This window comes from Paracoccus lichenicola (assembly GCF_009708075.1).
In the GTDB taxonomy this organism is placed as follows: Bacteria; Pseudomonadota; Alphaproteobacteria; order Rhodobacterales; family Rhodobacteraceae; genus Paracoccus; species Paracoccus lichenicola.
In genome coordinates, this window is the sequence record NZ_WMBT01000005.1 from 21367 (window position 1) to 40727 (window position 19361).

The window sequence follows — 19361 nt, forward strand, 5'->3', positions numbered from 1 at the left end:
TTTCTTTTTGTCTTGTCGCGTCATGGGACTGGATGACATCAAGCGCCGCATTGCCGCGGCAGAGGACCGCGCCGGACGCGCGCCCGGCAGCGTCACGCTGATCGCCGTCAGCAAGGTGCAGCCCGAGGACCGCGTGACCGCCGTGCTGGACGCGGGCCATCGCGTCTTCGGCGAAAACTACGTGCAGGAAGCGCAGGGCAAGTGGCCCGGCTGGCGCGACCGCTGGCCGGGGGTGGAGCTGCACATGATCGGCCCGCTGCAATCGAACAAGGCCCGCGCGGCGGTGGACCTGTTCGACGCCATCCACACCCTGGACCGCATGACCCTGGCCCGCAAGCTGGCCCAGCAGATCGCCGAACAGGGCCGCATCCCGCAGCTGTTCATCCAGGTCAACACCGGGGACGAGCCGCAAAAGGCCGGGATCCTGGCCGACGAACTGCCGGTCTTCCTGTCCTCCTGCCGCGACCTGGGCCTGTCGCCCCAAGGGTTGATGTGCATCCCGCCCGAGGACTGCGATCCCTTGCCCCATTTCCGCCTGCTGCGCGCCCTGGCCGCCGATCACGGCTTGCCGAACCTGTCCATGGGGATGAGCGCGGACTTCGAGGCGGCGATCGCCGAGGGCGCGACCCATGTGCGCGTGGGTTCCGCCATCTTCGGCGCGCGCGATTACGGCTGATTCTTCTTGCGAAACGCGGCGGTCCCGCGTATTCCCGGCAGCGGGACACCCTTCCCCAACGAAGGGCCATATAGCTGGAAGGCTAGTCATGAAAGATCTGACGACCCCGGTGGCGCGCCCGGCAAACCCGCGCTTTTCCTCTGGCCCCTGCGCCAAGATCCCCCATTACACCCTGGACATGCTGTCGGACGCCCCTTTGGGCCGCTCGCACCGCGCCGCCGTCGGCAAGGCCAAGCTGGCCGAGGCGATCGACCTGACGCGCGAAGTCCTGGGCGTTCCCGAAGGTTACCGCATCGGCATCGTCCCCGGCTCCGACACCGGCGCGGTCGAGATGGCGATGTGGTCGCTGCTGGGCGCACGGCCCGTCGAGATGCTGGCCTGGGAAAGCTTTGGCGAAGGCTGGGTCACGGATGCCGTCAAGCAGCTGAAGCTGGACGCCACGGTGCGCAAGGCCGATTACGGCAAGATCGTGGACTTTGCCCAGGTCGATTTCGACAAGGATGTCGTGTTCACCTGGAACGGCACCACCAGCGGCGTGCGCGTGCCCAGCGGCGACGCGATCCCGGCGGACCGCGCGGGCCTGACCATCTGCGACGCGACCAGCGCCGCATTCGCGATGGACCTGCCCTTCGACAAGCTGGATGTGGTCACCTTCAGTTGGCAAAAGGTGCTGGGCGGCGAAGGCGCGCACGGGATGCTGATCCTGTCGCCGCGCGCCGTGGAACGGCTGGAAACCTACACCCCCGCCTGGCCGCTGCCCAAGATCTTCCGCATGACCAAGGGCGGCAAGCTGATCGAGGGCATCTTCAAGGGCGAGACGATCAACACGCCCTCGATGCTCGCGGTCGAGGATTACCTGGTCGCGCTGAAATGGGCGCAATCCCTGGGCGGGGTGAAGGCCCTGATCGCGCGGGCCGATGCCAATGCCGCCGCCGTGCGCGACTTCATCGCGGACAAGGACTGGATCGCCGATCTGGCCGCCGATCCGGCCACCGCGTCCAACACCAGCGTCTGCCTGCGCTTCACCGATCCGGCCATCAAGGACGGCGCGGCCTTTGCCAAGGCCGTCGCCAAGCGGCTGGAGAAGGAGGGCGTGGCGCTGGATGCCGGCGCCTATCGCGACGCCCCGCCGGGGCTGCGGATCTGGTGCGGCTCGACGGTCGAGACCTCTGATGTCGCGGCGCTGATGCCGTGGATCGAATGGGCTTACCGCGCGGAACTGGCCGCGCAGGGCTGAAGGCTGGGGGCGCTGCTCCCAGACCCCGGGATATTTAAACCAAGGTGAAATGGCATCCGCGAGGCTGTGCCCGGATGCCGCACATGAAGGATGAACTGACATGCCGAAGGTTCTCGTGTCCGACAAGCTGTCGGAAACCGCCGTCCAGATCTTCCGCGACCGCGGGGTCGAGGTCGATTACCTGCCCGACCTGGGCAAGGACAAGGACAAGCTGGCCGAAGTGATCGGGCAGTATGACGGCCTTGCCATCCGGTCCGCGACCAAGGTCACGGAAAAGCTGTTGGGGAACGCCGCCAACCTCAAGGTCATCGGCCGCGCCGGCATCGGGGTGGACAACGTGGACATCCCGGCGGCGTCGAAAAAGGGCGTGATCGTGATGAACACGCCCTTCGGCAACAGCGTCACTACCGCCGAACATGCCATCGCCATGATGTTCGCCGTGGCCCGCCAATTGCCCGAGGCGAGCGCGTCCACCCATGCGGGCAAGTGGGAAAAGAACCGCTTCATGGGGGTCGAGCTGTTCAACAAGACCCTGGGCGTGATCGGCGCAGGCAATATCGGGTCCATCGTGATCGACCGCGCCTTGGGGCTGCACATGAAGGTGCTGGCCTATGACCCCTTCCTGTCGCCCGAGCGCGCCAAGGAGATCGGCGTGACCAAGGTCGAACTGGACGACCTGCTGGCCAAGTCGGACTTCATCACCTTCCACGTGCCGCTGACCGAGAAGACGAAGAACATCCTGTCGCGCGAGGCCATCGCCAAGCTGAAGCCCGGCGTGCGCATCATCAACTGCGCCCGCGGCGGCCTGGTGGACGAAGAAGCCTTGGCCGAGGCGCTGAAGGACGGCCGCGTCGCGGGCGCCGCATTCGACGTGTTCGCGGTGGAACCCGCGACCGACAGCCCGCTGTTCAACCTGCCCAACGTGGTCGTGACCCCGCACCTGGGCGCATCGACCACCGAGGCGCAGGAGAACGTGGCCCTGCAGGTGGCCGAGCAGATGTCGGACTACCTGCTGACCGGCGCGGTGCAGAACGCGCTGAACATGCCCTCGGTCACGGCCGAGGAAGCCGCCGTCATGGGACCCTGGATCAAGCTGGCGGGGCACCTGGGCGCCTTCGTGGGCCAGATGACGGACGAGCCGATCAAGGCGATCAACGTGCTGTATGACGGCGTTGCCTCGACCATGAACCTGAACGCGCTGAACGCGGCTGTCATTGCCGGGGTGATGAAGGCCACCAACCCGGACGTGAACATGGTGTCCGCCCCCGTCATGGCCAAGGAACGCGGCGTGCAGGTGGCCACCACCACCCAGGACAAGGCCGGCGTGTTCGAGGGTTACATCAAGCTGACCGTCGTCACCGACACGCGCGAACGGTCGATCGCCGGCACGGTCTTCAGCGACGGCAAGCCGCGCTTCATCCAGATCCGCGGCATCACCGTCGATGCCGAGGTGGGGGCGCACATGCTTTATACCCGCAACAAGGACGTGCCGGGCGTGATCGGCGCGCTTGGCACGACGCTGGGCGATCTGGGCGTGAACATCGCGAACTTCACCCTGGGCCGGTCGGCGCAGGGCAACGACGCCATCGCGATCCTGTACCTGGACGAGCCGATCAGCGACGCCGCCCTGGCCGCGTTGCAGGCCACCGGCAAGTTCCTGCAGGCCCGCCGCTTGCAGTTCGAGGTTTGACGATCCCGCCGCGCCCCCTTAGGCAGGGGGCGCGGCTTTTCCATACAGCGGGGCGATGATGCGGCTTTACGTCATTGGCGATGTCCACGGACATCTGGACCAGTTGAAGGCCGCGCATGACCGCATCTTCCGCGACGGCGGGTCCGATGCGCTGATCGCCCATGTGGGCGACCTGATCGACCGGGGGCCGGATTCTCGCGGCGTCGTGGATTACCTGATAACCGGCCAGGCGCAGGGGCGCCCCTGGATCGTGACGCGCGGCAACCACGACCGCTTCCTGCCGCAATACCTGCTGCAACCCGACTGGGTCGATCCGGGGCTGAGTTCCAGGCTGCACTGGACCCTGCATTCCGGCCTGGGCGCGCCCGAGACGCTGCGGTCCTATGGCGTGGATACCGCCCTGCCGCCCGAGCGGATGCTGGCCGAGGCGAAACGTGCGGTGCCTGCCAGCCATGTGACCTATCTCGCCTCGCTGCCCCTGTATTTCCTGCATCCGCTGGCCCTGGTGGTCCATGCCGGCATCCGGCCCGGCGTCGATCTGCAGGACCAGGCCGAGGAGGATCTGGTCTGGATCCGGCAGGGTTTCCTCGACAACCCGCAGGACCATGGCACGCTGGTCGTCCATGGCCATACCGCGATCCGGACCGCGACCCATTACGGCAACCGCCTGAACGTCGATGGCGGCGCGGCCTATGGCCGGCCCCTTTGCGCCGTGGTGATCGAGGACGGCGCGGTGCATCTTCTGACCGACGGGGGCCGCGTCCCCCTGCAACCGGAGACCCTGCCATGCGAATGATCGCCGCCGCGCTGCTGATGCTGCCCACCCTGGTCCCCGTTCCGACCCGGGCCGAGGAGATCGCCCAGGTGGGCGTCGATTGGATCGGCAACGACATCGTGATCGAGGCCATCGCCGATCCCGACGTGGGCGGCGTGACCTGCCATCTGGCCTATTTCGAAAGGTCCGTCCTGGATCGCCTCAGCCAGGGCAACTGGTTCGAGGATCCCTCGAACAGCGCCATCCAGTGCGCCCGCACCGGGACCATCGACGTGGGCAGGCTGCAACCGGGCAGCCCCCAGGACGTGTTCAGCGAAGGACGCTCGCTTCTGTTCAAGTCGCTGCGGGTCAAGCGCATCTATGACGCGGAAAACCGCGTGCTGGTCTATCTGGCCCATGCCAGCGAACTGAGCGAAGGGTCGGCCAAGATGTCGATGTCCACCGTGCCCCTGCTGGCCGAGGACACGGGCGGCGGGCCGGCCCGGTAAGGCCAGACGCTGTGGCCCGCTAGTCGCGGCCCTTTCCCGAAATCGTGCAAATGCTGGTGATCTGGTGGACAGAATCGCCCGGCGGGATTAGAACGCCCGTCAGCCTTGTCCCCCAAGCGCAGCGGAACATTCATGCAGGCACATCATCGAATCGCCAAATACGGCCTGGGTCAGGTCGTCCGTCATCGCAACCGTCCGTTCCGCGGGGTGATCTTCGACGTGGACCCCGAGTTCGCGAATACCGAGGAATGGTACGATTCGATCCCCGAAGACGCGCGCCCGGCCAAGGACCAGCCCTTTTATCACCTTTATGCCGAAACCGAGGCGACCTATTACGTCGCCTATGTCTCGGAACAGAACCTGATGCCCGACCAGTCGGGAGAACCCCTGGACCACCCCGAGGTGGTCGAGATGTTCGGCGATTTCGAGGACGGGCGCTATCCGCTGATGGGCGTGCTCAACTGACCTGGGTATAGGGCACGGTGAAGGCCAGGCAGTTGCGGTGGCCTTCGCGGTAATAGCACAGCGATTGCGTCAGCCCCTGGATCAGGAACCAGCCGAAGCCGCCTTCCGGCAGATCCAGCGGATCGAGCGCGGGCAGACCGCGCGGCTTCAGGCAATCGGCGGGCAACCTGCTGCCGTCATCGGTGATCGCGCAGGACAGGCCGCTGTCCTGCATCACGATGCACAGGTGCATGCAGCCCGACCCGACGCCCTGGGTGGCCGCATGTTCGGCCACGTTGTTCATCACCTCGGCCAGGACCAGTTCCAGCCGGCCCATGGCATCGGCGCTGACCGCGCCAGCAAAGCGGCCGCGCAAGTCCGTCAGCGCCTGCCGGACATCCCGGGGATCGGCCTGAAGCACGCGGTGAAACATCGGTTGCACCCGGGCTGCCCGGCGCGGAGCCGGCCCGGCATTCTGCCGTTCGGTATGGGGCATCGTGACTTTACTCCTGTTGCGTGGCGGCGGGGGGGATGTCGAAGACCGTGTCCATCCGCGTCAGGCGGAACACGCGTTCCACGTTGGGGGTCAGCCCTTCCAGAACCAGCGGCAGGGCTTCGGGCAGGGCCTTGCGGACGGCGATCATCGCGCCCAGGCCGGAACTGTCCATGAAATCGACGCGGCGCATGTCCAGCCGCACGGGCTTGCGCCCCCGCAGCACGATGTCGCGCAACCGGTCCTTGAACCGGGTGGCGATGGCCGCGTCGATGCGCGCCTCCTCGATGGCAACAAGCAGTTGGGCTTCGGTATCGGTGACGGTCAGTTTCGGCATTCTGTTCCCCTGCGCATCCGCCATCAGGCTTAGGGAAAAAAGATTACCATCCGGTAAGCGCCGCCCCGATTCATGACCCGGCGATCCCCGCCCTGCCGGTCTCCTTGGTCTTGCCTAAAACTTCGGCATAATCGTCCTGTGCCGCCGGGGGATGCCCATCCTCCGATCTGCCCCTGCGGAACTTTCGCGCAAGAACCGCCATTCCTCTGTGGACTTGGCAAAAACCGTCTCCGATCATCACGGAGAAAGAAGGCCCGTGAAGGGTCCGGTGTCAGCGGGTGGACTTATGACGTATTACAACGAGATGTATGAGGGATCGCGGGTCCGCGAACCCTATGCGCGGCTGAGCCAATGGGTCGAGACGATGCCCGCCGATTTCCGGCAGATGAAGCAGGCCGAGGCCGAGGCCCTGTTCCGCCGCATCGGCATCACCTTCGCCGTCTATGGCGAGGGCGGCGACCCCGACCGGCTGATCCCCTTCGACATGATGCCCCGCGTCTTCGAGCAGGCCGAATGGCGCCGCCTGGAACGCGGCATCAAGCAGCGGGCGCGCGCGCTGAACGCCTTCCTGCGCGATGTCTATGGCCGGGCCGAGATCGTGCGCGCGGGCCGCATCCCCGCCCGCCTGATCTATCAGAACGAGGCTTATGAAAAGGCCGTGGTGGGCGTCGTGCCGCCGCGCGGCGTGTATTCCCACATCATCGGCATCGACCTGGTGCGCACCGCCAAGGACGAGTTCTATGTGCTGGAGGACAACTGCCGCACCCCGTCCGGCGTCAGCTACATGCTGGAAAACCGCGAGATCATGATGCGGATGTTCCCCGGCCTGTTCCGCGCCAACCGGATCGAGCCTGTGGACCAGTATCCCGACCTGCTGCGCCGCACGCTGGAATCGGTCGCCCCCGCCAAATGCCACGACCGGCCCACCTGCGTGATCCTGACGCCCGGCCATTTCAACAGCGCCTATTACGAACACAGCTTCCTTGCCAATCTGATGGGCGTGGAACTGGTCGAGGGCGCCGATCTGTTCGTGGACGGCGAATTCGTCTACATGCGCACCACCCAGGGACCAAGGCGCGTGGACGTGATCTATCGCCGGATCGACGATCCCTTCCTGGATCCCCTGTGCTTCCGCCCCGATTCGCTGCTGGGCGTGCCGGGGCTGATGGATGTCTATCGCTCGGGCGGGGTGTCGATCTGTTCGGCGCCGGGCGCGGGCGTGGCCGACGACAAGGCGATCTATACCTTCGTCCCCGAGATGGTCCGCTTTTACCTGGGCGAGGAGCCGCTGTTGCAGAACGTCCAGACCTGGACGCTGTGGAAGGACGACGACTACCGGTACGTCATGGAGAACCTGGCCGACCTGGTGGTGAAGGAGGTCCATGGCTCGGGCGGCTACGGGATGCTGGTCGGCCCGAAATCCACCAAGGCCGAGATCGAGGCCTTCCGCGCCAAGATCGAGACCGATCCCGGCAACTACATCGCCCAGCCGACGCTGGCGCTGTCCACCTGCCCCACCTTCGTCGCCGAAGGACTGGCGCCGCGCCATGTGGACCTGCGGCCCTATTGCCTGTGCGGCGACCGGATCGAACTGGTGCCGGGCGGGTTGACGCGGGTGGCGTTGCGCGAAGGCAGCCTTGTCGTGAACTCGTCGCAGGGCGGGGGCGTCAAGGACACCTGGGTCTTGTCGGAATAAGGGGGGACGCTCATGCTCAGCCGCACTGCCGCAAACCTGTTCTGGATGGGCCGCCACCTGGAACGCGCCGACACCGCCGCCCGCCTGCTGGACGTGGGCCAGCGCATCACGCTGTTGCCCAACACCGCCTCGGGCTATCAGAACGAATGGAATTCGCTGTTGCAGGCCTCCGGGTCGGCCGACCTGTTCGCCGAGAAATACGGCGAGATCAGCCAGGAAAACATCGAGGAATTCATCTTCTTCGACCGCCAGAACCCGTCGTCGGTGATGTCCTGCATCGAAAAGGCGCGCGAGGCGGGACGCATCGTGCGCACCGCCCTGACCAGCCAGGTCTGGGACGCGCTGAACGTGGCCTACCAGGATCTGCGCCGGATCGAAAGGACGCCGCGCGACACGTTGCACACGGCCTCGCTGACGGATGTCACGACCAGCCACACCTCGACCGTGCGCGGCGCGATCAACGCCACGCAGTTGCGCAACGACGGCTGGCATTTCATGAACCTGGGCTATGGCCTGGAACGCGCGGATGCCACCGCGCGCCTGCTGGACGTGAAGTATTACGTCCTGCTGCCCCGGATCGAGTTCGTGGGATCGGGCCTGGACACCTATCAATGGCAGGTGATCCTGCGGGCGCTGTCGGCGCACCGGGCCTATCACTGGGCTTACGGTGGCGACATCACGGCGGGGCGGGTCGCGGATTTCCTGATCCTGAACGGCGAAAGCCCCCGGTCGCTGATCACGTCCCTGTACGAGGCGGTCTGGAACCTGGAAGGGCTTGCCAAGCGTTACGGCGACACGGTGCCGACCAACGCCCGCGACAAGGCACGCGAGGTGCTGACCCGCCTGCAGGCCCATGACATCGACATGATCTTCGACGAAGGGCTGCACGAATTCCTGACCTGGTTCATTACCGAGATCGGCACCATCTCGGGCCTGGTGCATGAAGACTACCTTCTGGGGGGATCGTGATGAAGCTGCGCATCTTTCATCAGACCGTTTATCGCTATGACCGGCCGGTCCGGAACCTGGTGCAAAGCCTGCGGCTGACGCCCTCGGTCTTTGAAGGGCAGCGGGCGCATGACTGGGCGATCGACGTGTCGGGCGGCATCCGCGGTCCCGGTTTCCGCGACGGGGCGGGGGACTGGATCGAGGGCTGGACCGTGCGCGGCCCGACCGAGGAGGTCACCGTCACCGTCACCGGCCGGGTCGAGACGCGCGATGCCGCAGGCGTGCTGCGCGGGCATCGCGAGCTGATCCATCCGCTTGCCTATGGGCGCGACACGGCGGCGACGAAGCCCGATGCGGGGCTGCGGGAACTGGCGGCCACGGTCACGGATCCCGCGGATGCGCTGGATCTGGCGCATCGGCTGTCGGCCGCGGTGTCGGATGCCATCGCCTATGCCCCCGGCCAGACGGAATTCCACACCACCGCCGCCGAGGCCCTGGCGCAGGGCCAAGGCGTCTGCCAGGACCATGCCCATGCGCTGGCCGCCGTGGCCCGCCTGCGCGACCTGCCTGCGCGCTATGTGTCGGGCTATCTGCACAGCAGGGCGGAAGGAGAGGCGCACGAGGCCGCCCATGCCTGGACCGAAATCCATGTCCAGGGGCTTGGCTGGGTCGGCTTCGATCCGGCGAACCGCTGCTGCCCCGACGAACGCTATGTCCGGCTGGGATCGGGGCTGGATGCGTCGGATGCCGCGCCGATCCGCGGGATCGCGGCGGGTCAGGGAATCGAGACCCTGCATGTCGCGGTGAACGTCGAGGAGGTGGAGCGGTTCCAGAACCAGAGCCAGAGCCAGACGCAAAGCTGAAAGAAAGGGGGCTGCCGCCCCCTCTTGGCCTGTGGCCAATTCACCCCGGCGGATATTTGAGCCAAGGTGAATGGAAAGGACGGATTGCGACTGATCCGTGCGCCGTCTAGATTGCGGCGCGATCCTGACGGGAAAGACGCGGCCATGACCTATTGCGTCGGCTTGAAGCTGAATGCCGGACTTGTGCTGTTGTCGGACACGCGCACCAATGCCGGGTTGGACAACATCGCCTGCTATCGCAAGATGTTCTTCTTCGAGGAACGGGGCGAACGGGCCATCGTGGTGATGACGGCGGGATCGCTGTCGGTCACGCAAACGACGCTGGCGCGCCTGAACGAGGCGATCCATGACGAGATGGCGGACGAGACGACCTCGATCATGAAGGCCCAGACGATGCTGCAGGTCGCCACGATCATCGGCGACACGCTGTCGCGCACCCGGCGCGAGATCGCCGAACAATGCCGCGACCTGCGCCAGCAGGCCTCGGCCTCCATGATCGTCGCGGGCCAGCGCCGGGGCGGCGACATGCGCATGTACCTGATCTATCCCGAAGGCAACTTCATCGAGGCGACCGAGGACACGCCCTTCCTGCAGATCGGCGAACACAAGTACGGCAAGCCCATCCTGGACCGCGTGGTGACGCCCGCGACCAGCCTGGCCGACGCGCAAAAGGCCGTGCTGCTGTCGATGGATTCGACGCTGCGGTCGAACCTGTCGGTCGGGATGCCGCTGGATCTGGCGATCATCGCGCGCGATGCCTGCGCCGTCACCACCCGCCGCCGCATCGGGGAAGGCGATGCCGATTTCGCCCGGATGAGCGCGGCCTGGTCCGCCGCCCTGCGCGACAGCTTCGTCAACATCTCGATCTGACCCGCGCGTTCCGGCAACACGGATTTGCCCGCAAAGCGGTTGAGCCGCGCGTGACGCGACGTTAAAGGGGTCCACCATCCTCGGAGGAAGCGATGACCGACAAGACCCCCCGCAGCGCCCGCATCACCCCCGAGGAGGCCCTGGCCTATCACATGGAGCCGCGTCCGGGGAAGTTCGACGTGGTGGCATCGACCCCCATGGCCACGCAGCGCGACCTGTCGCTGGCCTATTCGCCGGGCGTGGCGGTCCCCGTGCAGGCCATCGCCGACCGGCCCGAGACGGCCTATGATTACACCACCAAGGGCAACATGGTCGCCGTGATCTCGAACGGCACGGCCATCCTGGGGATGGGGAACCTCGGCGCGCTGGCCTCGAAGCCGGTGATGGAGGGCAAGGCGGTGCTGTTCAAGCGCTTCGCCGACGTGAACGCCATCGACATCGAGCTGGACACCGAGGACGCGGACGAATTCATCAATGCCGTGCGCCTGATGGGACCGACCTTCGGCGGCATCAACCTGGAAGACATCAAGGCGCCCGAATGCTTCGTCATCGAAAGCCGCCTGAAGGAGATGATGGACATCCCCGTCTTTCACGACGACCAGCACGGCACGGCGGTGATCTGCGCGGCGGGGTTGCTCAATGCGCTGGAGCTGTCGGGCAAGCGGATCGAGGATGTAAGGATCGTCCTGAACGGCGCGGGCGCGGCGGGCATCGCCTGCCTGGAACTGCTGAAATCCATGGGCGCGCGGCATGACAACTGCATCATGGCCGACACCAAGGGCGTGATCTGGCAGGGCCGGACCGAGGGGATGAACCAGTGGAAATCGGCCCATGCGGTCGTGACCGAGGCCCGCACGCTGGAGGACGCGATGAAGGGGGCCGACGTGTTCCTGGGCGTCTCGGCCAAGGGCGCGGTGACGCAGGCGATGGTGGAAAGCATGGCCGACAACCCGGTGATCTTCGCCATGGCCAACCCCGACCCCGAGATCACGCCCGAGGACGCCCATGCCGTCCGCCCCGACGCCATCGTGGCCACCGGCCGCAGCGATTACCCGAACCAGGTGAACAACGTCCTGGGCTTTCCCTATCTGTTCCGGGGCGCGCTGGACATCCACGCCCGCGCCATCAACGACGAGATGAAGATCGCCTGCGCCGAGGCCCTGGCGGCCCTGGCGCGAGAGGATGTCCCTGACGAGGTCGCCGTGGCCTATGGGCGCAAGCTGCAGTTCGGGCGCGACTACATCATCCCGACGCCCTTCGACCCGCGCCTGATCCACGTGATCCCGCCTGCGGTCGCGCGCGCGGGCATGGACACCGGCGTCGCCCGCCGCCCGATCATCGACATGGAGGGTTACGTCCAGTCGCTGAAGAACCGCATGGATCCGACCGCCGCCATCCTGCAGGGCATCCACGCCCGCGCCCGCCAAAGCCAGGCCCGGATGATCTTCGCCGAGGGCGACGATCCCCGCGTGCTGCGCGCGGCCGTCGCCTGGCAACGCGGCGGCATGGGCCAGGCCCTGGTTGTGGGGCGCGAGGCGGACGTGAAGGAAAAGCTGGAAGCCGCAGGGCTTGCCGATGCGGTGCGCGAACTGACCGTGGTGAACGCGGCCAATTCCCGGCACCTGGATGCCTATCACGAATTCCTTTACGCGCGCCTGCAGCGCAAGGGCGTGGACCGCGAGGATGCGTACAAGCTGGCCAACCGCGACCGCCATGTCTTTGCCGCCCTGATGCTGGCGCATGGCCATGGCGACGGGCTTGTGACGGGTGCCACCCGCAAGAACGCCCCGGTGCTGGCGCAACTGGGCACCGTCTTCGACCTGCGCCCGCAGGACGGCGCGGTGGGCATCACCGCCGTCCTGCACAAGGGCCGCATCGTGCTGATCGGCGACACCCTTGTCCACGAATGGCCCGAAGCCGAGGATCTGGCCGACATCGCGGTCCGCGGGGCGGCGGTGGCCCGCGGCCTGGGCCTGGAACCCCGCGTGGCCTTCCTGTCGTTCTCGAACTTCGGCTATCCGGTCAGCGAACGCGCCATCAAGATGGCCGAGGCGCCCAAGGTCCTGGACCGCCGCGGTGTCGATTTCGAGTATGAGGGCGAGATGACCGTGGACGTGGCGCTGAACATGGAATCGGCCGCGCGCTATCCCTTCAGCCGCCTGACCGGGCCTGCCAACGTGCTGGTGGTGCCCGCGCGGCATTCGGCATCCATCAGCGTGAAGCTGATGCAGGAAATGGCGGGTGCGACCGTGATCGGCCCGATCCTGACCGGCGTGCCGCAGTCGATCCAGATCTGCTCGACGACCTCGACGGTGAACGACATCCTCAACATGGCGGCGATTTCGGCGGGCGGGTTGGGGACGGCCCGGTAGGGCCGTCACACGAAGATGAAATCCTCGGCATCAAGCCGGGCGTGATCGACATTCGACAGGATGACGGTCACGTCGCCGAAGGTGATCCGGGCATCGGCGCCAAGATCGGCGATCCTGATCTGGCGAAATGCCTCGACCCCGCTGTCGATGACGATCCGGTCCATGCCATCAGCGAAATCGGTGATCCGGTCGGTGCCGTCGCCCTTGGAAAAGAGGAACTGGTCCGCACCGATCCCGCCGGTCAAGAGATCGTTTCCGGTTCCCCCTTGCAGGCGGTCATTGCCTGTCTCACCCGTCAGGCGATCATTGCCCGCCAAGCCCGACAAGGCATCGTTGCCCGATCCCGCTGTCAGGATATTTGCAACGGCACTGCCGATGATCCGGTCATTGCCCGCTCCGGTCACGACGTTTTCGACATTGCGGATCGTGTCCGTTCCCGAGCCGGTGTTCTGGGCAGCAACTTTTAAAAGATTGACCGAAACGGCCGTGCTGGCTGTGAAGCGGATCGTGTCCGTCCCTGATCCGCCGTCAAGGGTATCGTTGCCCAAGCCGCCTTCCAGCGTGTCGGCCCCGGTGCCGCCGGACAGGATGTTGTTGCCCGCATTGCCGACGATCAGGTTGGACAGCCCGTTGCCGGTGCCGTTGATCGCGGCCTTTCCCTGTAGGACAAGGTTTTCCAGGTTGGCGCCCAGCGTCCAGGTGACCCAGGCATTCACCTGATCGGCAGGGTTCGGGTCATTGTCGTAATAGGGCTGGTAGGACTCGGCCACTACATCGCGCAGATGATTGACGACATAAGTGTCGCCACCATCGCCGCCTGTCATGGTGTCCATACCCACGCCGCCATCCAGCAGGCCGCCACCATCACCCCCAGTTAGAAGGTCATTGCCGGCGCCTCCACGAAGAATGGCATAGTCGCCGATCCAAGCATCTAGGACGTCATTGCCATCTCCACCATCCAAAAGGTTAAAGTCGGCTCCCCCTGACAGCGTGTCATTCCCGGCACCTCCGAAGATTTCGTTGCGGTGCAGAAATGCGCCTGTCAGCTCGTCATTGCCGGCATAGCCGTGCATCTGGATGACATCGTCATAAGGAAACACATCGTCTGCCTTGAGACGGTTGTTTCCCGTAGTGCCCTTGTAAACAATTGCCATTGCAAACCCCGAATGCAAAATCGCTTTTTGCGTTTATCCCGTCGTTACCCTTCTGACGAGGGGGAATATTCCTGGAACGTCAACTCGCCCCGCGCGGCCTGCCGCTGGCGTTCGCGGAACCGTGCGCGGTCGGCCTCGTCATACTCGCCCGTGCAGCGGTGGCAGCAGACGCCGTCCTCGAATTCCGGCCTTTCGCGGTCCTCGGGGGCCAGGGGGCGGCGGCAGGCGTGGCACAGTCCGTGGCGGCCTTGGCGCAGGCCGTGGGTCAGGCTGACGCGGCCGTCGAAGACGAAGCATTCGCCCTGCCACAGGCTGTCGGCCTGCGGCACCTCCTCGAGATATTTCAGGATCCCGCCCTTTAGGTGGAACACGTTCCTGACGCCCTGCGACAGCAGCCAGTTCGTCGATTTCTCGCAGCGGATGCCGCCGGTGCAGAACATCGCCACGCGCTTGCCCGCGAAGCGATGCGCATTGGCCTGCCACCAGGCGGGAAAGTCGCGAAAGCTGCGGGTGCCGGGATCGACCGCGCCGGCAAAGGTGCCGATGGCCACCTCATAATCGTTGCGGGTGTCGATCACCGCGACATCGGGCGCGGTGATCAGGGCGTTCCATTGGGCGGGATCGACGTAATGGCCGACCGATGCCGTCGGATCGACATCGGGCTGGCCCATGGTCACGATCTCGCGTTTCAGGCGCACCTTCATCTTGCCAAAGGGCATCGTCTCGGCGGTGCTTTCCTTCCACTCCAGCCCCATGCATCCCGGCAGGGCGCGGATATGGGCCAGCACCGCGTCCACCCCCGCCCGCGTCCCGGCGATGGTGCCGTTGATCCCCTCGGCCGCCAGCAGCAGCGTGCCGCGCACGCCGTTCGCGCAGGCGATCCTGGCCAGCGGCGCCTTGAGGGCGGCGGGATCGTCAAGACGGGCAAAGTGATACAGCGCGGCGACAGTCAGCATGGGCGCGGCCTTAGCCAGCAATGCCCGATCTTGCAAGGCATTGACCCTGCGCCCGGCAGTTTCTAGGCATGGTCATCCGGGGACAAGGAGGACAGGATGCCGCGCGCCTTGATCGTGATCGACATGCAGGCCGACTTCTGCCCCGGCGGCGCCCTGGCCGTGGCGGGCGGCGATCAGATCGTCGGTCCCGTCAACGCGCTGATGGCCGGTTTCGACGCGGTGATCCTGACCCAGGACTGGCATCCAGCGGACCACGCCAGCTTTGCCGCCAACCATCCGGGCACGGAACCGTTCAGCCTGACGGACATGCCCTATGGTCCCCAGGTGCTGTGGCCCGCCCATTGCGTGATCGGCACGCCGGGGGCGGATTTCCACCCGGGCCTCGATCTGTCCCGCGCCGACCTGGTGATCCGCAAGGGGTTCCGTCCGCGGATCGACAGCTATTCCGCCTTTTTCGAGAACGACCACGCCACCCCCACCGGCCTTGCCGGATACCTGCGCGAGCGCGGGTTGCTGGATCTGTCCTTCGTGGGCCTCGCCCATGACTTCTGCGTCGCGTGGAGCGCGATCGACGCCGCCCGCCTGGGCTTTTCCGCCACCGTGATCGAAGGGGCGACTCGCGCCATCGACCTGGACGGCAGCCGCGACCGCGCCCGCGCCGCCATGCGTGCCGCCGGCGTCACCCTGGAGTAAGCCGATGGCCGACATCGCCACCCGCGTCTACAACCACAAATGGAAGATCGACCCGATCGTCCGGTCGCTAATCGACACGGATTTCTACAAGCTGCTGATGTGCCAGTCGATCTTCCGCAACCGGCCCGACACGGTGGTCCGCTTCAGCCTGATCAACCGCACCAAATCCATCCGCCTGGCCGACCTGATCGACGAGGGCGAGTTGCGCGAACAGCTGGACCATGTCCGCGGCCTGCGGCTGTCGCGCGGCGAGGGCACCTGGCTGCGCGGCAACACGTTCTACGGCAAGCGCCAGATGTTCCGCCCCGATTTCATGGAGTTTTTGGAAAACCTGCGCCTGCCCCCCTATCACCTGGAAAAGCGCGACGGCCAGTACGAACTGACCTTCGAGGGGAAATGGCCCGAGGTGATGCTGTGGGAAATTCCCGCGCTGGCGATCCTGATGGAATTGCGGTCCCGCGCGGTCCTGGAAACCCTGGGCCGGTTCGAGTTGCAGGTGCTGTATGCCCGCGCCATGACGCGCCTGTGGGAAAAGATCGAAACCCTGCGCACCTTGCCCGACCTGCGCATCGCCGATTTCGGCACGCGCAGACGCCACAGCTTCCTGTGGCAGGACTGGGCGGTGCAGGCCATGATCGAGGGGTTGGGGGAACGCTTCACCGGCACCTCGAACTGCCTGATCGCCATGCGCCGCGACATCGAGGCGATCGGCACCAATGCCCACGAACTGCCCATGGTCTATGCCGCCCTGGCCGACACCGACGAGGAATTGCGCCGCGCACCCTACGAGGTTCTGGCCGACTGGCACGAGGAACACGACGGCAACCTGCGCATGATCCTGCCCGACACCTACGGGACCGAGGGGTTCCTGGCGGGCGCGCCCGACTGGCTGGCGGGCTGGACCGGCATCCGCATCGACAGCGGCGACCCCGCGACCGGAGCCGAAACCGCGATCCGCTGGTGGAAAGACCGCGGCGAGGATCCGCGCCGCAAGCTGGTCATCTTCTCGGACGGGCTGGATGTCGCCAAGATCATGGAACTGCACCGCCAGTTCCACGGCCGGGTCAAGGTCAGCTTCGGCTGGGGCACGCTGCTGACCAACGATTTCCGGGGGCTGGTCGCGGGCGACGGGCTGGCGCCCTTCAGCCTGGTCTGCAAGGCGGTGTCGGCCAACGGACGCCCGACCGTCAAGCTGTCCGACAACCCCGCCAAGGCCACCGGCCCTGCCGAGGAAGTCGCGCGCTATCGCCGCGTCTTCGAGGCGGGCCAGCAATCGCGGCTGGAGGTGGTGGTCTAGCCGCCCGGGATTCCCGCCAGCCGCAGCATCGCCAGGCAGCACAATCCGCCCAAGGCCGCCGTGACCGGCACCGTGACCACCCAGGCGGTGGTGATGGTCGCCACATGGCTGCGGCGGATCAGCTGGCGGCGGCGGCGTTCCTCGACCGGCAGCTCGGCGCGCTGGCGGTCGGCGCGGCGGTCCAGCAGTTCCCGCACGAAGCCCACGCCGAAGACGCCCCCCACCGCCACATGGGTGGACGAGACCGGCAATCCCCAGCCGGAGGCGACCAGCACGATCATCGCGGTGGACAGCGTGATGCAAAAGGCGCGGGCCGGGTTCAGGCGGGTGATCCCCTCGCCCACCATGCCGACCAGGCGGCGCCCGAACAGGACGGCGCCAAGCGCGATGGCCGCCCCCGCCACCGTCAGCAGCAGCAGCGGCACGGGCAGCGGGCCGTGGTGGCCGGGCGTCAGGATCACCAGCAATGGCCCCGCGACATTGCCCGCGTCGCCCGCGCCATGGGCAAAGGCCATCATCACGGCGGCAAACAGCAGGGGCTGGCGCAGCAGGCGCTTCATCCCGGGCTTGTCGCCCCCGGCCTCGGCCAGAAGGCGGTTGACGCGGCAGCGCATCAGCAGCGCCACGGCCAGCCCCGCGGCCGCGCCCGGCAGCAGGGCAAGGGGCAGGCGCAACGGCAGCGCGGGCAGCAGGGTCGCGATATAGGCGACGAACAGCCCGGCCATGGCGCCGATCAGCGGCGGCAGCCAGGCGCGGGCCGCAGCGCCGCGATCCGCCGCCTCGGCCACCTTGAGCCGCAGCAGCGCCAGCAGCGCCCCGGCCAGCGCCGCCGCCAGCAGGGGCGTCAGCATCCAGGCCAGGGCCATGGCGGCGATGCCCCCCCAGGACACGGCCGCCGACCCCGCCGCTGCCAGCCCTGCCCCGGCAATCGCCCCCACGATGGAATGAGAGGTCGAGACCGGCAGGTTCGCCCCCGTGGCGATCGTGATCCAGGCCGCCGCCGCGACCAGAGCGGCCAGCATGACGATCTGCCCGGCCGCCCCGGTCAGGACGGCGATGTCCACGATCCCCTCGGCCAGGCGATGCGTGACGGCATGGCCCGCCAGGGCCGCGCCCGCGATTTCCGCCAGGCCCACAAGCACCAGGCCCGGGCCGATGGCGATGGCCCCTGCGCCGACCGCAGGCCCCAACGAGTTCGCGATGTCGTTGGCCCCGATGGACAGGCCCAGCCAGCCCGCCACGATGAAGCCCGCGCCGACGGCGATCAGGCCGGGCTGGTGGCCGGTCACGCCCAGGGCCAGGAAGATCAGCGAAATCACCAGCAGGATGCCCGCGCCCAGTTGCAGGACGGGGCGGAGGGCATGGAACTGGGCGGATTCGACAACCGTGATCCGCCCCAGATCCTTGTCGAGCGTGCGGTAATCGCGGTCGGGCCGGGTCATCCGCCCATGTCAGCCGGACCCCTTCGGCAATGCAAGCAGGATCTTCTTCAAACCGGGTTCAACCACGCGTTGCGCGGCCTCTTGCGGCGAAAACCAGCGGCGCTTGCGCTGCCCGGCCTCGGGGAAGTCGGGGCGCAGGGGACCCGCATCCATCAGGAAGACGCGGACCTCGACCGGGACGGACCAGCCCCGGTCCTGTTCCTTGTCATAGCGATAGCGGCCGATCTCGGCCTCGTGGACATGGCCCTCGACGCCCGCTTCCTCCCAGGCCTCGGTGGCGGCGGCGCCGGGCAGGGTCTTGCCCTCCATCGGCCAGCCCTTGGGGATCACCCAGCGGCCGGTGCCCCGGCTGGTGATCAGCAGGACATCGCCGTTTTCCGGACAGCGGCAGACCGCGCCGACCTGCATGGCGGCGGGGCGCCATCCCAGCAGCAGCCGCAGCGATTGGCCCCACGGCTTCATTCGCCATCCTCCACCCTGCCACGCATCGCCTTGACCTCGCCCCGCGTGGACTTGGCCTTCAGGCGGCGCTGCTGGCTGCCCCAGGTGGGCTTGGTCGCGACCCGGCGCTTGACGGGTTCGGCCGCGCGTCCGATCAGGTCGGCCAGCCGTTCGCGGGCGATCTCGCGGTTGCGGGCCTGGCTGCGGGTTTCCTGGGCCAGGATCACCACCGCGCCGTCGCGCGTCCAGCGCCGCCCCGCCAGCCGTTCCAGGCGGCGTTTCACGGCTTCAGGCAGGGTCGGGGACCGCGCGGCCTCGAACCGCAGCTCGACCGCGGTCTCGACCTTGTTGACGTTCTGCCCGCCCGGTCCCTGGGATCTGGTGAACTGTTCGGTCAGCTCCCACTCCTCGATGGTGATGGTGTTCGTGATATGCAGCATGGCCGCGGATTATGGCACGAAAGGGCGCCGCGAACAGCGCGGATGAGTG

20 protein-coding genes are annotated in these 19361 nt (G+C 66.8%); 13 read left to right on the forward strand and 7 right to left on the reverse strand.

The features are described 5' to 3' along the window. The first annotated feature begins 22 nt into the window (after positions 1–22). The 6 genes from GIY56_RS10015 to hspQ all read left to right on the forward strand — a co-directional run bounded on the left by GIY56_RS10015 (position 23) and on the right by hspQ (position 5331). On the forward strand, positions 23–676 hold the full coding sequence (locus tag GIY56_RS10015; protein WP_154764706.1) for a YggS family pyridoxal phosphate-dependent enzyme: 654 nt from the start codon (positions 23–25) through the stop codon (positions 674–676). Positions 677–764: 88 nt separating this feature from the next. Continuing rightward, the gene (locus tag GIY56_RS10020; RefSeq protein ID WP_154764707.1) at positions 765–1913 is read left to right on the forward strand and encodes a phosphoserine transaminase; all 1149 of its coding nucleotides are present in this window, start codon (positions 765–767) and stop codon (positions 1911–1913) included. Between the two features lie 100 nt (positions 1914–2013). After that, a complete protein-coding gene (gene serA, locus GIY56_RS10025) occupies positions 2014–3603 on the forward strand; it encodes a phosphoglycerate dehydrogenase (protein ID WP_154764708.1) in 1590 nt (529 codons plus the stop codon). Positions 3604–3661: 58 nt separating this feature from the next. Further along, entirely contained in the window at positions 3662–4399 is a 738-nt protein-coding gene (locus GIY56_RS10030; protein ID WP_154764901.1) for a metallophosphoesterase, read from the forward strand. Beyond that, positions 4390–4866, forward strand: a complete 477-nt coding sequence (locus GIY56_RS10035; protein WP_154764709.1) for a CreA family protein — start codon at positions 4390–4392, stop codon at positions 4864–4866. Before GIY56_RS10030 ends, GIY56_RS10035 begins: the two co-directional genes overlap by 10 nt. A gap of 132 nt (positions 4867–4998) precedes the next feature. After that, on the forward strand, positions 4999–5331 hold the full coding sequence (gene hspQ / locus GIY56_RS10040; RefSeq protein WP_154764710.1) for a heat shock protein HspQ: 333 nt from the start codon (positions 4999–5001) through the stop codon (positions 5329–5331). Here the strand turns inward: hspQ and GIY56_RS10045 are convergent. Together GIY56_RS10045 and GIY56_RS10050 are read right to left on the reverse strand one after the other, a co-directional pair. Then, positions 5324–5743 carry an ATP-binding protein gene (locus GIY56_RS10045; RefSeq protein ID WP_230312432.1) on the reverse strand — a complete coding sequence of 140 codons (420 nt, stop codon included), beginning with the start codon at positions 5741–5743 and terminating at the stop codon, positions 5324–5326. The genes hspQ and GIY56_RS10045 overlap by 8 nt on opposite strands. 70 nt (positions 5744–5813) lie before the next feature. Further along, the gene (locus tag GIY56_RS10050; RefSeq protein ID WP_154764712.1) at positions 5814–6140 is read right to left on the reverse strand and encodes an STAS domain-containing protein; all 327 of its coding nucleotides are present in this window, start codon (positions 6138–6140) and stop codon (positions 5814–5816) included. 286 nt (positions 6141–6426) lie between these two features. Between GIY56_RS10050 and GIY56_RS10055 the strand changes: the two genes are divergently transcribed. From GIY56_RS10055 to GIY56_RS10075, 5 genes are all read left to right on the forward strand, one after another. After that, positions 6427–7836: a circularly permuted type 2 ATP-grasp protein gene (locus tag GIY56_RS10055; protein WP_154764713.1), complete on the forward strand. Its 1410-nt coding sequence runs from the start codon at positions 6427–6429 to the stop codon at positions 7834–7836. Positions 7837–7848: 12 nt separating this feature from the next. After that, positions 7849–8805, forward strand: coding sequence for an alpha-E domain-containing protein (locus tag GIY56_RS10060; protein WP_154764714.1), 957 nt, complete (start codon positions 7849–7851; stop codon positions 8803–8805). Next, positions 8805–9647 (forward strand): transglutaminase family protein, encoded by an 843-nt coding sequence (locus GIY56_RS10065; RefSeq protein WP_154764715.1) that lies wholly within the window; start codon positions 8805–8807, stop codon positions 9645–9647. Before GIY56_RS10060 ends, GIY56_RS10065 begins: the two co-directional genes overlap by 1 nt. A gap of 144 nt (positions 9648–9791) precedes the next feature. Next, a complete protein-coding gene (locus GIY56_RS10070; protein WP_154764716.1) occupies positions 9792–10517 on the forward strand; it encodes a peptidase in 726 nt (241 codons plus the stop codon). Between the two features lie 92 nt (positions 10518–10609). Then, positions 10610–12889: an NADP-dependent malic enzyme gene (locus GIY56_RS10075; protein ID WP_154764717.1), complete on the forward strand. Its 2280-nt coding sequence runs from the start codon at positions 10610–10612 to the stop codon at positions 12887–12889. A gap of 5 nt (positions 12890–12894) precedes the next feature. On the opposite strand, the gene GIY56_RS10080 is transcribed toward GIY56_RS10075, so the two are convergent. Together GIY56_RS10080 and trhO are read right to left on the reverse strand one after the other, a co-directional pair. Further along, a complete protein-coding gene (locus tag GIY56_RS10080) occupies positions 12895–14043 on the reverse strand; it encodes a calcium-binding protein (protein WP_154764718.1) in 1149 nt (382 codons plus the stop codon). Between the two features lie 44 nt (positions 14044–14087). Beyond that, complete coding sequence (gene trhO / locus GIY56_RS10085; protein WP_154764719.1) at positions 14088–14999, reverse strand: oxygen-dependent tRNA uridine(34) hydroxylase TrhO; 912 nt, start codon at positions 14997–14999, stop codon at positions 14088–14090. Positions 15000–15095: 96 nt separating this feature from the next. On the opposite strand from trhO, the gene pncA reads away from it, so the two are divergent. After that, complete coding sequence (gene pncA, locus GIY56_RS10090; RefSeq protein WP_154764720.1) at positions 15096–15692, forward strand: bifunctional nicotinamidase/pyrazinamidase; 597 nt, start codon at positions 15096–15098, stop codon at positions 15690–15692. A gap of 4 nt (positions 15693–15696) precedes the next feature. Next, entirely contained in the window at positions 15697–16989 is a 1293-nt protein-coding gene (gene pncB / locus GIY56_RS10095; RefSeq protein WP_154764721.1) for a nicotinate phosphoribosyltransferase, read from the forward strand. Here the strand turns inward: pncB and GIY56_RS10100 are convergent. Genes GIY56_RS10100 through arfB form a run of 3 tightly spaced genes read right to left on the reverse strand, consistent with a single transcriptional unit; the run spans position 16986 to position 19312 of the window. Beyond that, a complete protein-coding gene (locus GIY56_RS10100; protein ID WP_154764722.1) occupies positions 16986–18431 on the reverse strand; it encodes an inorganic phosphate transporter in 1446 nt (481 codons plus the stop codon). The two genes, pncB and GIY56_RS10100, sit on opposite strands and share 4 nt — an antisense overlap. A gap of 9 nt (positions 18432–18440) precedes the next feature. Further along, on the reverse strand, positions 18441–18893 hold the full coding sequence (locus tag GIY56_RS10105; protein WP_230312433.1) for an NUDIX hydrolase: 453 nt from the start codon (positions 18891–18893) through the stop codon (positions 18441–18443). Next, positions 18890–19312 (reverse strand): alternative ribosome rescue aminoacyl-tRNA hydrolase ArfB, encoded by a 423-nt coding sequence (gene arfB / locus GIY56_RS10110; protein ID WP_154764723.1) that lies wholly within the window; start codon positions 19310–19312, stop codon positions 18890–18892. The genes GIY56_RS10105 and arfB overlap by 4 nt, the downstream gene beginning before the upstream one ends. Positions 19313–19361: the final 49 nt, after the last annotated feature.

What these genes read in the sequence shown, in the direction of transcription:
- GIY56_RS10015 (WP_154764706.1), top strand. Translation starts at nt 23, where the DNA reads ATGGGACTGGATGACATCAAGCGCCGCATTGCCGCGGCAGAGGACCGC.
- GIY56_RS10045 (WP_230312432.1), bottom strand. Translation starts at nt 5,743, where the DNA reads ATGTTTCACCGCGTGCTTCAGGCCGATCCCCGGGATGTCCGGCAGGCG.
- serA (WP_154764708.1), top strand. Translation starts at nt 2,014, where the DNA reads ATGCCGAAGGTTCTCGTGTCCGACAAGCTGTCGGAAACCGCCGTCCAG.
- GIY56_RS10020 (WP_154764707.1), top strand. Translation starts at nt 765, where the DNA reads ATGAAAGATCTGACGACCCCGGTGGCGCGCCCGGCAAACCCGCGCTTT.
- pncB (WP_154764721.1), top strand. Translation starts at nt 15,697, where the DNA reads ATGGCCGACATCGCCACCCGCGTCTACAACCACAAATGGAAGATCGAC.
- GIY56_RS10080 (WP_154764718.1), bottom strand. Translation starts at nt 14,043, where the DNA reads ATGGCAATTGTTTACAAGGGCACTACGGGAAACAACCGTCTCAAGGCA.
- GIY56_RS10075 (WP_154764717.1), top strand. Translation starts at nt 10,610, where the DNA reads ATGACCGACAAGACCCCCCGCAGCGCCCGCATCACCCCCGAGGAGGCC.
- GIY56_RS10035 (WP_154764709.1), top strand. Translation starts at nt 4,390, where the DNA reads ATGCGAATGATCGCCGCCGCGCTGCTGATGCTGCCCACCCTGGTCCCC.
- hspQ (WP_154764710.1), top strand. Translation starts at nt 4,999, where the DNA reads ATGCAGGCACATCATCGAATCGCCAAATACGGCCTGGGTCAGGTCGTC.
- arfB (WP_154764723.1), bottom strand. Translation starts at nt 19,312, where the DNA reads ATGCTGCATATCACGAACACCATCACCATCGAGGAGTGGGAGCTGACC.
- GIY56_RS10050 (WP_154764712.1), bottom strand. Translation starts at nt 6,140, where the DNA reads ATGCCGAAACTGACCGTCACCGATACCGAAGCCCAACTGCTTGTTGCC.
- GIY56_RS10100 (WP_154764722.1), bottom strand. Translation starts at nt 18,431, where the DNA reads ATGACCCGGCCCGACCGCGATTACCGCACGCTCGACAAGGATCTGGGG.
- GIY56_RS10030 (WP_154764901.1), top strand. Translation starts at nt 3,662, where the DNA reads ATGCGGCTTTACGTCATTGGCGATGTCCACGGACATCTGGACCAGTTG.
- pncA (WP_154764720.1), top strand. Translation starts at nt 15,096, where the DNA reads ATGCCGCGCGCCTTGATCGTGATCGACATGCAGGCCGACTTCTGCCCC.
- GIY56_RS10060 (WP_154764714.1), top strand. Translation starts at nt 7,849, where the DNA reads ATGCTCAGCCGCACTGCCGCAAACCTGTTCTGGATGGGCCGCCACCTG.
- trhO (WP_154764719.1), bottom strand. Translation starts at nt 14,999, where the DNA reads ATGCTGACTGTCGCCGCGCTGTATCACTTTGCCCGTCTTGACGATCCC.
- GIY56_RS10065 (WP_154764715.1), top strand. Translation starts at nt 8,805, where the DNA reads ATGAAGCTGCGCATCTTTCATCAGACCGTTTATCGCTATGACCGGCCG.
- GIY56_RS10105 (WP_230312433.1), bottom strand. Translation starts at nt 18,893, where the DNA reads ATGAAGCCGTGGGGCCAATCGCTGCGGCTGCTGCTGGGATGGCGCCCC.
- GIY56_RS10055 (WP_154764713.1), top strand. Translation starts at nt 6,427, where the DNA reads ATGACGTATTACAACGAGATGTATGAGGGATCGCGGGTCCGCGAACCC.
- GIY56_RS10070 (WP_154764716.1), top strand. Translation starts at nt 9,792, where the DNA reads ATGACCTATTGCGTCGGCTTGAAGCTGAATGCCGGACTTGTGCTGTTG.